At 46.7% G+C, this 11,281-nt stretch carries 12 protein-coding genes and 1 rRNA gene; all 13 read left to right on the forward strand.

The window, feature by feature from the left end:
- The first annotated feature begins 6 nt into the window (after positions 1-6).
- Positions 7-1,293 (forward strand): molybdopterin molybdotransferase MoeA, encoded by a 1,287-nt coding sequence (locus tag ACZYR9_RS06120; protein ID WP_488977582.1) that lies wholly within the window; start codon positions 7-9, stop codon positions 1,291-1,293.
- Positions 1,294-1,495: 202 nt separating this feature from the next.
- A complete protein-coding gene (locus tag ACZYR9_RS06125; RefSeq protein WP_488977583.1) occupies positions 1,496-2,290 on the forward strand; it encodes an IclR family transcriptional regulator in 795 nt (264 codons plus the stop codon).
- A 175-nt stretch (positions 2,291-2,465) separates the two neighbouring features.
- Positions 2,466-2,933, forward strand: coding sequence for a cupin domain-containing protein (locus ACZYR9_RS06130; protein ID WP_488977584.1), 468 nt, complete (start codon positions 2,466-2,468; stop codon positions 2,931-2,933).
- A 77-nt stretch (positions 2,934-3,010) separates the two neighbouring features.
- On the forward strand, positions 3,011-3,385 hold the full coding sequence (locus ACZYR9_RS06135; RefSeq protein ID WP_488977601.1) for an NAD(P)-dependent oxidoreductase: 375 nt from the start codon (positions 3,011-3,013) through the stop codon (positions 3,383-3,385).
- Between the two features lie 67 nt (positions 3,386-3,452).
- Positions 3,453-3,800: an ATP-binding cassette domain-containing protein gene (locus tag ACZYR9_RS06140; protein ID WP_488977585.1), complete on the forward strand. Its 348-nt coding sequence runs from the start codon at positions 3,453-3,455 to the stop codon at positions 3,798-3,800.
- Positions 3,772-4,122, forward strand: coding sequence for an SDR family NAD(P)-dependent oxidoreductase (locus ACZYR9_RS06145; RefSeq protein WP_488977586.1), 351 nt, complete (start codon positions 3,772-3,774; stop codon positions 4,120-4,122). The genes ACZYR9_RS06140 and ACZYR9_RS06145 overlap by 29 nt, the downstream gene beginning before the upstream one ends.
- A 1-nt stretch (position 4,123) precedes the next feature.
- Positions 4,124-4,465, forward strand: coding sequence for an SDR family NAD(P)-dependent oxidoreductase (locus ACZYR9_RS06150; RefSeq protein ID WP_488977587.1), 342 nt, complete (start codon positions 4,124-4,126; stop codon positions 4,463-4,465).
- A 107-nt stretch (positions 4,466-4,572) separates the two neighbouring features.
- Positions 4,573-5,520, forward strand: a complete 948-nt coding sequence (locus ACZYR9_RS06155; RefSeq protein ID WP_488977588.1) for a thiamine pyrophosphate-dependent dehydrogenase E1 component subunit alpha — start codon at positions 4,573-4,575, stop codon at positions 5,518-5,520.
- Between the two features lie 14 nt (positions 5,521-5,534).
- Positions 5,535-6,509, forward strand: coding sequence for an alpha-ketoacid dehydrogenase subunit beta (locus ACZYR9_RS06160; RefSeq protein WP_488977589.1), 975 nt, complete (start codon positions 5,535-5,537; stop codon positions 6,507-6,509).
- 41 nt (positions 6,510-6,550) lie between these two features.
- Positions 6,551-7,720 carry a dihydrolipoamide acetyltransferase family protein gene (locus tag ACZYR9_RS06165; protein ID WP_488977590.1) on the forward strand — a complete coding sequence of 390 codons (1,170 nt, stop codon included), beginning with the start codon at positions 6,551-6,553 and terminating at the stop codon, positions 7,718-7,720.
- Between the two features lie 169 nt (positions 7,721-7,889).
- Entirely contained in the window at positions 7,890-8,138 is a 249-nt protein-coding gene (locus ACZYR9_RS06170; protein WP_488977591.1) for a hypothetical protein, read from the forward strand.
- Positions 8,139-8,177: 39 nt separating this feature from the next.
- Positions 8,178-9,569 (forward strand): dihydrolipoyl dehydrogenase, encoded by a 1,392-nt coding sequence (gene lpdA, locus ACZYR9_RS06175; RefSeq protein ID WP_488977592.1) that lies wholly within the window; start codon positions 8,178-8,180, stop codon positions 9,567-9,569.
- A gap of 1,126 nt (positions 9,570-10,695) precedes the next feature.
- Positions 10,696-11,281 (forward strand): 16S ribosomal RNA (locus ACZYR9_RS06180); the annotation flags it as partial.

The raw sequence follows: 11,281 nt of genomic DNA on the forward strand, positions 1-11,281 counted from the left end.
CCCGTTATGCCGTTATATATACCCAATGCTACACCCATCCCGTTGGAGGAAGCACAACGTCTTGTACTCGCGACAATTCGTCCTCTTTCCATGGCTTATGTATCTTTGTCCCAAGCCTATGGGTATTGTCTTGCGGATCATGTGTCAGCTGATCATAACGTCCCCATGTTTGACCGATCTACTGTGGATGGGTACGCTCTTCAGGCGGAAGACGTGAAATGGGCCAGTCAAATGAACCCTGTGAAGTTAAGCAGCATGGAAGAAATACCTGCAGGATATATACCGCAAAAGGATATCGTTCCAGGCAAGGCAAGCCGCATTATGACGGGAGCGCCTATCCCCAAGGGTGCGGATGCGGTTGTAAAAGTAGAGGAAACGAAGGTGGAGGAGGATGAGGGACGATCAAGCGTGTGGGTTTACCGTGCCGTTCCGGCCGGAGAATCGATTCTAAGGAAGGGAGCGGACGTAGAGGAAGGCAAAATCATACTCCCGGAAGGGACCTTGATAGGGCCCGTCGAAGCCGGCCTTTTGTCCACTTTTGGAGTTGGAGTTGTTCCGGTTTATGCCAGGCCCAAGGTGGGGATTCTTTCGACAGGAACCGAGCTGCTGCAGGTCGAACAGCAGATTTCTCCCGGAAAACACCGTGACAGCAACGGTGTTATGCTGGCCGGACAGGTGAGAGAGGCAGGCGGAGACCCTGTTTATTTGGGGATTGTAAAGGATAATCCGGAGGAACTGGAACGGCGGATGCTCGAAGCTCTTCAGCAGGTGGATGTTTTAGTGACCAGCGGGGGCGTTTCTATGGGGGATTATGATTTTTTGGGAAATACATTTGAGAAAATCGGCGCAAAAGTAGTGTTTTGGAAAACTTTAATTCGTCCGGGGATGCCCGCTTTGTTTGGGATGTGGAACAATAAGCCTATTTTTGCCTTGGCGGGAAACCCGGCTTCGTCTTATGTGAACGCCTGGCTTTATTTGCTTCCGGCCATACGAAGGATGTGCGGTTGGAGAAATCCGCTGCCTCAACGGTTAACCGGGATATGCGATGAACCGATTGAAATGATGCAAATGCCGCATACTCGGTTTCTACGAGGGTTCGCTTATGCTTCCGGTTCGGGTGAACTGAGAGTTAAAATCTCCCCCAAGCAGGCTTCCGGCGTGCTATCCAGCTTTCTGGAAAGCAATTGTTTAGTTAGAGTCCCCGGAGGAAAAGGGTATGCTTCCGGTGAACGGATCGAAATGGAGATGTTAGGAACGATGGGGGAAAGCGTTTGGCCTCCAATAATCAATTGACGCATTTTAGCGTGTTTGCTCGAAAATCCTTGAATTTTCAAGGGTTTTTTTGTTGTACAGCCACATCCGATGTCGTGTTATGTATACATGGATCGGATCAGTACATGGATTGTTTTTCGAATAGTTTGAATATTTCATATTATGAATTTATTTTCATTGAACTCAGAGATATTCACTGTTATATTTTGTTTAGGTGATGCTCATGGAAAAAGAAAAGACAAGAATAAGATCCGTTTCCAAAGCGCTTCAAGTCTTAAATTTGCTTGGAAAAAACCCGGGAGGATTGCTTATTAAGGAAATCAGCATCGACCTCCATTTAAACTTAAGTACTACATATCATTTAATCAACACGCTGCTCGACTATGGGTATGTGACCAAAACCAAAGATGATGTCTATTCGATTGGCTATCAGATTCCGTTTTTGAACAATGCTTTTTTGCAGTCCATGACCCCCGAAACCACCTTGAACATGTATTTGCAGGAGCTTTCCAACATTACGCAAGAAACCGCCTATTTGGGCAAAGAAATTGATGATTCCGTGATTCTTACGGGCATTATCGACTGTCCTCAAGCTGTAAAGGTGAAAACGCTTTATATTGGTTATAAGGAATATCCTCATGCCCGGGCCTTGCCTAAGTCGGTTATTGCTTTTTGGCCGGATTCAAAGATCGAAAATTATTTTAAAGATAACCGGTTTGAGAAATTAACGGAATCCACCCCGTCCAATTTGGATGATTTAAAGGCGGAATTAGCTGAAGTCAAAAAACGAGGCTATTGTTTGGATGATGAAGATTTTATGAAAGGGATATGCTGCATAGCTGCTCCGGTTTTTGGAGCGAATAAAAAGCCGTTGGCAGCCTACTCCGTGACAATGCCGCTTGAAAGGTACAAGCACCATAAAGACGAGTATATCCAAAAGGTTTGTATGATTGCCAGGCAGGCCTCGCAATCTTTAGGCTATTTTGATTTTGAAGGAAATGAGAATATAGAGCCTTAGAATACTAGATACAAAGTCATGACAAACAAACTGACTCCATTCTCCTGCACTTTGTGAAAGCGCTTGTATTATGGTGCAGGAATGTAGGCCATATCAAATTTTTATGGAAAAGCTGGATAAGGTAGCGAAAATCATATTTGATTTTCTACATAAAAAAATTTAGGAGGAATGATCAATGAATTTAAAGGATGTTCACAAGCGTGTAATTCGCAGACAGGATGTAAAGGCCAACTGGAATGCATTCCCGGATTTTAAGAAAGCGACGTACAGATACATTGGGACATTGGCTGCTACAGAAACCACCATTCCGCCTGTATTGATGGAAAGCCAAATATCCATGGGAATTATAGAGGCAGGCCCGGGTCCCCAAGCCAGGTTGCATGATCATGAAGTGGAAGAAATTTTTATGCCTCTTGATGGTTTGTGGGAGTTTTTCTGGGGTCCGAACGGCGAGGAAAGAACGACATTAGGCCCATTGGACGTTATATCGGTTCCGCCCGGTGTGCTTAGAGGATTCAATAATGTCGGTGGGGGAACCGGCCGTCTGTTAGTGTTGAATACAAGCGCGAATGCCCAAGGAGCCGCATTTGATGTCAAGGAAGAACTATCCAATGTAACGGCAACGAATTACAACAAACAGTAATATGCAAATAACAATGCTTTACCCGTCGTTATGCCGGCGGGTAAAGCACTGTTATGGAAACCGGCTCAAGCGATCTCATGGTTAAAGATGAGGAGGCCCATATGAAAATCGGTTTTGCAGGACTCGGAAGAATGGGCTTTGCCATGGCAGAAAGATTATTGGCTTCAGGTATGGATCTTACCGTTTGGAACAGAACGAGGCTTAAAGCAAAGCCCTTATTAGACCAGGGCGCCAAATGGGCGGAAACGCCGAACATATTAACGGAAGGCTGTGAAATGATACTTTCCATTGTTACAGATGATCAAGCGGTCAAAGACATTTATACCGGTAAAGACGGTCTCTTAACAGCCGACTTGAACGGCAAGCTTTTTATAGAAATGAGCACCATTCATAATATTCTTACACCTTATCCGAGGCGGTGGCGATCGGTATCAAGGCAGGCATTGACTTGAAATATATGCTTGAATTGATTGCGGATAGCCCTGCGGGAATCAAAGTTCTCCCGTAAAAATTCCGGCGATGCTGCAGAAAACGGAGGAAGTCTCTTTTGACATCAAGGGCATCAAGAAGGATCTGGCCAATATCATCTTGACGGGCCAATTTTATGGAGTTCCTACTCCGGCCGTCAGTCTGTCGCATCTTTCCTATATAACGGTGGAGGAGCTTGCGAAAAGATTAAAGGTACGCACCGTGAATGTGGATTATCATGTGGATACGTTGAGTGGAGGGAATAGGCAAAAGGTGCTTATTGCCCGGGGGATGTTTGCTCAAGCCCGGATCCTGATCTTTGTTGAGCCTACACTCGGGGTAGATGTTGGAGCCCGGTCTGAAATCTATTTTGGCGCATTATACATGCTTTCGGAATAAAGCCGTAGCCATCCTGGGAGGCGCAGAAGGGATTGGGAAATCGTGCGCCCTTCTATACGCAGAGCAGCAGGCTGACATTTATTTGGCGGACATTAACGAAGAAAAGAGCATGAAGCTGTGCAGGGAGATCAAGGAACGGGGAGGACGGATCACGTACATCAAAACCGATGCGACAAGCTCCGAGGAAATTCGAAGATTTGCCGACAGGGCTGGAGACAAAGCCGATTTATATGCCGTTGTTAATTGTACTGGCGGTTTTACCGGCTACACGCCGACAACCCATATGACCGATGAGGAATGGGAGAAGGTCATTTCGTCTTAACATGTACAGTGTATTCTACAGCTGCAGGGAGTTCGCCAAACGGATGATGCCGGCCCGAACGGGTTCGTTCGTTAACGTGAGTTCCATATCCGCCCGTACCGCCTTAAAGAACACCCCTATTCATTATTCCTGTGCCAAGTCTGCCGTCGAATCGATGACAAGAGGGATGGCGGCGGAATTGGGGCCCTATGGAATTCGTGTAAATACGGTTGCACCAGGCACAACAAAGACGGACCGCGCGATCGGCGTAAGAGGAGAAGAGGTCATGGACCAGTGGGGGAAAGAGATCCCTCGCGGAACCCTGGCTGAGCCTGAAGATATTGCGAATGTGATCTGTTTTTAACCAGCGCAGAAGCCGCTCATATTACAGGCGTAAGTCTTGATGTCAATGGCGGCCAACTCATAGTTTAACGGCAGGATTCATCATTTAACATGAAACAGGAGGTTTCCATGGATAAAGAATTGTTAACGGAAGCTTATACCCTAATGAAAACCATCAGAAGATTTGAAGAAACGTTAAGCGATCTATTCGCGGAAAATTTCATCCGGGGTTCCATTCACTTGTCCATAGGTCAAGAAGCGGTAGCTGCCGGCGTCGGTTTAGCGATGGCTCCACAGGATAAAATGACCACGACATACCGTGGGCATGGCCATGTTATTGCAAGAAGAACACCGGTGAAATTGTTGATGGCAGAAATGCTGGGAAGAGAGACTGGAATCAACAAAGGACGCGGGGGCTCGATGCACTTCACCGACGTTAGCCGTGGCGTTCTAGGGGCCAATGCGATTGTGGCTGCAGGCCTTCCTCATGCGGTTGGTGCAGCGTACAGCGCCAAATATCTCAAAGAGGATTATGTTACCGTAACAATCTTCGGCGATGGCTCAACGAATCAGGGGGCGTTCCATGAGGCGTTGAATCTGGCTGCAATCTATAAGCTGCCCGTACTGTTTGTTTGTGAGAACAACCTGTATTCGGAAATGACACCGATTGAAGAAATCGTACCGGTCGAGAATATGGCCGAACGTGCGGAGGCGTACAAAATTCCTTCCTATATCGTCGATGCTTACAATGTCGAAGAAGTCTACGATATCACCAAAAAAGCGATTGAAGACATACGTGCCGGCCATGGACCGATATTTTTGGAAATGAAAACGTATAGACTTGTGGGACATATGTATGGGGATCAGGAAATTTACCGCAGTAAGGAAGAAGTGGCGTCTTGGGCGGCCAGAGATGCGTTGAAGAGGGCGGCGGAAAAGCTGTCCCAGATGCAGGTCGATGTGAAAAAGCTGGATGAGGCTGTTGAAAAAGAAATTGAAGATGCAGTCCAATTTGCTAAAGAAAGTCCTTGGCCGGATCCGAAGCATTTATTTCACGGAATCTATTACGGAGAATAGGAGGACAATCACACATGGCTCAAAAGATGACTTACACCCAGGCACTCAACTTGGCAATTAAAGAAGAAATGGAACGGGATGACCGGATTGTATTATTCGGTGAAGATATCGGTAAACCGGGAGGTGCGTTTCAAGTCACAAAGGGGCTATGGGAACAGTTTGGGTCCGACCGCGTACTGGATACCCCCATTTCGGAAACCGGATTTTTCGGAATGGCCATCGGGGCAGCCCTTACCGGGTTAAGGCCGGTGGTAGAGATTTTATATATGGATTTTTGTGCGGTTGCGATGGATCAGCTGATCAATCAGGCGAATAAGCTGACCTATATGTCGGGCGGTCAGTTTCCGGTTCCTGTCGTTTTTCGCGGACAGCAGGGGGCGGGGAGAGGCAACGGTGCGCAGCATTCCCAGAGCTTTGAATCGTTATTCTGTAATATGCCCGGCATTGAAGTCGTTCTGCCTTCGAGTCCCAATGACGCTTACGGCTTATTCAAAACTGCGGTACGCAACAGTAAGCCCGTCATCTTTCTCGAGCATAAATTGCTGTACGGCATAAGAGAAGAGGTCGAGGTAGGTCAAGACCCGATACCATTTGGCAAAGCGAACATCATCCGAAGCGGTGATGATGTGACCATTGTAGCCGTTTCAAGAATGGTGCAATTTGCTAAAGAGGCCGCCGATAATTTACAAAAACGAGGAATATCTTGCGAAATCATTGATCCTCGCACGCTCGTACCCTTTGACTTGGAGACGGTCAAAATATCGGTTCAGAAGACGGGCCGGTTAGTCGTTGTGGAAGAGTCCCACAAGTGGGGTTCCATTGGAACATCCATCATCTATGAGGTGATGGAGCAGGTGTTTGATTATTTGGACGCTCCACCGAAATTAATCGGCACGGAGAATGTTCCGATCCCTCACAGCAAGACTCTCGAGGATGCTGCGCTTCCGTCTCCCGAAAAAATTGAGAATGCTGTCTTGTCCGTGGTTTAAGCAAAAAACGTGGACATAATGATGTGAAAGGAGGGATTTCCATGCAAATTATCTTACCCAAACTAGGCGCAAACATGGATAGTGCCGTCCTTACCAGGTGGTTAAAGTCGGAAGGGGATCCCGTAGACAAAAATGAAGTGATAGCGGAAGTGTCGACGGATAAAGTCAATATGGAGATTGAGGCTCCCGAAAGCGGTATTTTGGTCAAGCAATACTTTAAAGAAGACGACGATGTGCCTGTAGGTGCTGCGATAGCGGAGCTTGGAACCGAAGCGATGAAGGCCGCCGCACCTTCACAAGAAGAGGAGAAAGATGCTTCACCGAGCGGATTGAACCCAAAAGCTTCTCCCTCTGCGCGAAGACTCGCCCATACCCTAGGAGTTGATTTATCCAAGGTCACGGGGACAGGACCTAACGGGCGAATCACCAGTCAGGATATACAAAATTATGCGGATGCAGCACAGGCGGTTGTTAAGACCGAGGAAGAGGTTCAAATACCTCAGGCGGAAAAACGCAGTCCGCTGCCGCAGCAGCCGGATATGGAAGTTTATCGGCTGAATCGCATTGAAACCATCAGCGGAGAACGAATGCGGCAAAGTCTTCAGTCGACGGCTCAGCTTACGCTCACCCGGGAAGTTGATGTTACCGAGGCGTTAGCTTTGCTGGAATCGATAAAAAAAGCCCAAAGGGATAAGATTACTTTTACAGCCATGCTTATTTTGGCGGTGACCAAAGCGCTGCAGGTGCATCGGCGCTTCAATGGAAAGCTGGAGAACGGAGAGGTTCGAATTCCTGCAGCCGTAGATTTGAACGTAGCTGTGGCCACGGATAAAGGACTTGTGGTGCCGATCATGAAAGATGTACAAAGCAAATCGCTGTTATCGGTTGCCAGGGAGCTTAACGATATCGCAGCTAAAGCGAGAAAGGCGAAGCTCGAGTCGCATGATGTAGAGAATGGTAATTTTACGATAACCAATCTTGGAGCGAGTGGAGTCGACACATTTACTCCTATATTGTATCCGGGCCAAACCGGTATTTTGGGAGTCGGAAGAATACTGGAACGTCCTTGGGTGGCGGAAGGCCGAATCGAGATCCGTTCGATTCTTTCGTTATCATTGACTTGGGATCACCAGGCCGCAGATGGGGCTCCGGCAGCTCAATTGATGAAAACGATTGCGGACTATTTGGAAACACCGGGCTTAATGTTGTAAAAATGCAGTATAGAATGAAACCGGGCGGGTGATGACTTGTCTGGTTTCTAACCATGTACGGATTTTCTCAAAGGAGTGTTATCCATTTGTCGGGAACCGCATTGGCGAAAGCATTTCAATGGTAGCGTCCTCTTTTCGGCCCTGTATTGGTTTGTAGTGAGGTTAACGAATGCCATGGACTCATCCCTTTTTTTATATCATTCTGCTGATAATTTTTATTCAGCTTGTGGAGATCGAATTTAAGCTATTCGAGCTGCTTGCAATGATTGGCAACCAGCTATTTATTACAAGCGTGAGTCTGATGCTGGGAATGGGGGTCATGTTTCTGCCTTACCCTTTCTTTCAGCAGCTTCATCCTATCGTCGGCAATAGTGCAGGAAACGAATTGGTCATATCGGTGTTGTCTTCATCGTATTAGAAAGGTTCTTCAATATGAAAAAAACGGGAGGATTAAAAGATGGCTCAAGGGCTTGATGTCGTTGTGATCGGTGCGGGTCCCGGAGGATATACGGCTGCCATCCGTGCGGCCCAATTGGGAAAAAAGGTAACGGTAATTGAGAAAGATAGCTTGGGTGGGGTATGTCTGAACGTGGGCTGTATTCCTTCCAAGGCGCTCATTTCGGCAGCCGAAGCCTATCAAAAGATGTCCCGCTATGAGGAAATGGGTATTGAAGTGGAGCGAGTGAAAATCAATTATTCCAAAGTGCAGACATGGAAAGAGAGTGTGATTGAGAGACTGACTGGCGGAGTTGACAGTTTGCTGAAAGGACATCAAATTCAAGTCATCAAAGGCGAGGCGGCATTCATCAGTAGGAACGAAATTCGCATTGATCGTCCAAATGGCTCTGAAGTCTACCGGTTTAAGCATTGTATTCTCGCTGCAGGCTCCAGACCGGTGGAGCTGTCCGATTTTCCATTCGGCTCAAGGGTTCTTTCATCGACAGGGGCCTTGAATTTAGGGGTATTGCCTAAACGATTGATTGTTGTTGGCGGTGGATACATAGGAATTGAGCTGGGGCAAGCCTTTGCTAAATTCGGCACTAAGGTCACCCTTCTTGAGGGCGGAGGTGCAATTTTGCCGGGCTTCGATAAACGCTTGGTAAGTATGGTGAACCGGAGCTTGAAAAAAGCAAACGTTGATGTTTACACGAAGGCAATGGCTAAACATTGCGCGGAAAAGAACCATGAGATCACCGTCACCTTTGAAGCAGCAGGGGATGAAATCGAAGTTACAGCCGATTATATATTGGTTACGGTTGGTCGCAGGCCCAATACGGATAAGCTGGGATTGGATGTGGCAGGAATAAAAGTAAATGATAAACGATATATCGAAGTGGATCGGCAATGTCAAACGAGTGTACCCCATATTTATGCGATCGGTGACATCGTCCCGGGTCCTGCTTTAGCCCACAAAGCTTCTTATGAGGGAAAGGTAGCAGCAGAAGTCATTGCAGGCGAAAAGAGTAAAATCGATTACCGTTGTATTCCTTCGGTTGTTTTTTCAGATCCGGAAATTGCTGTGGTGGGACTAACGGAAAAAGAAGCATATGAACAAGGGATTGAAACCAAGGTAGGAAAATTCTCTTATGCGGCCAACGGAAGAGCCTTATCCATGCATGCTGCGGAAGGATCGGTTACCTTGATTGCCGATAAGAAAGCAGGCGTAGTGTTAGGTGCTCAAATTGTAGGTCCCGAAGCATCCAATTTAGTGGCAGAGGTGGGATTGGGCATTGAAATGGGGGCGACGCTTGAGGATGTTGCTTTGACGATTCATGCGCATCCTACGCTTGGGGAGATGGTCATGGAGGCAGCCGAAAATGCATCGGGACGAAGTATCCATTATATGTAATATATTTGCACCTGGGTTAAATATGTATTGCCACGTACGGCGAAGGCGCTAAGCTAGCAAAAGACAGAGATCTTTGTGACTGTAGCGGCTACGATTCCCATGGTGAGGAGTAAGTGGTTTAAGTCGCTAATGATTTCGAATTTCGAATTTGGATTAAGCGGTGCAGTACATTCCGGATCGATTGAAACGCGGGATTAAAAGCAGCAAGAGTCCTAGGTTTGAGTAATTACAGTCTATGATTGGGCTGTTGATGTAAAATCAACGGTCTTTTTCCTTCATTGAAATTTAAAACAAGAAAAATGGCGATTTAAACGGCGAGAGAAATCTCTTCAACGGAACTGAGTTCCTATAGAAATGATCACAAAGGAGAATGTCGATAAATTTGATGTTTCACCCTTTTATACTTAAATTTAATTTCCATGCATGTATTGTACGAAAGTGTATTTAATCTCCTGGTACTCTCGGTAACCCTATTTTTTTTTAGCCAACTATATATGTCTGACAAATATGTATAACGAATAAAATTTACGTAATGGATAATTGGAATATATTACCAAAAACTCTTGAGGTGTTTCATTTAAGGAATTGGGCGGTTTTTCCCAAACTAATGTACGAGAAGGAAGTCGTACAAAATATTTTGATGTAAGAGAACCGAAAGGACCCATTTAGTTAACCCATCCGTACATTGTAATATTTTACTTGCCACTGAAGGGTAAATATGATAAATTACTACACCTGAGCTGCTGCGAGGCAGTGCAGGCAGTAAGACAAGCTGATCGGTTATTCTGGGCTTGCGGATGATCCCAAGATTGGAAAACAAAATATGCTTGCAAAATGAAATTGAATATGGTAAATTAACTAACCGTGACTCCGAAACGGATCAACTGAAAACAGCTTCTAGACGAAAGGATTCGTTCCTCCGCAGGATAAAAAAAACAGTTGCCAAACGGTACGGAGATATGGTAGATTGGTTTTCCGGCCGCATGAGACAAGCGGTTGGGTGAAACAATAAGAACATTGTCCTTTGAAAACTGAACATCGAGTGAGTGCGAAGTCTCATAAGAGATTTCGAAATGAAGTCAGTAACGAATTGAGCAATCAATTCTCTACTATTAAAGTATTACCTTTAATGGAGAGTTTGATCCTGGCTCAGGACGAACGCTGGCGGCGTGCCTAATACATGCAAGTCGAGCGGATTTATCCTTCGGGATAAGTTAGCGGCGGACGGGTGAGTAACACGTAGGCAACCTGCCTGTAAGATCGGGATAACTACCGGAAACGGTAGCTAAGACCGGATAGGTGGTTTTCTCGCATGAGAAGATCAAGAAACACGGGGCAACCTGTGGCTTACAGATGGGCCTGCGGCGCATTAGCTAGTTGGCGGGGTAACGGCCCACCAAGGCGACGATGCGTAGCCGACCTGAGAGGGTGATCGGCCACACTGGGACTGAGACACGGCCCAGACTCCTACGGGAGGCAGCAGTAGGGAATCTTCCGCAATGGACGCAAGTCTGACGGAGCAACGCCGCGTGAGTGATGAAGGTTTTCGGATCGTAAAGCTCTGTTGCCAAGGAAGAACGCCTTGGAGAGTAACTGCTCTGAGGGTGACGGTACTTGAGAAGAAAGCCCCGGCTAACTACGTGCCAGCAGCCGCGGTAATACGTAGGGGGCAAGCGTTGTCCGGAATTATTGGGCGTAAAGCGCGCGCAGGC

Source organism: Paenibacillus sp. F024 (assembly GCF_057814255.1).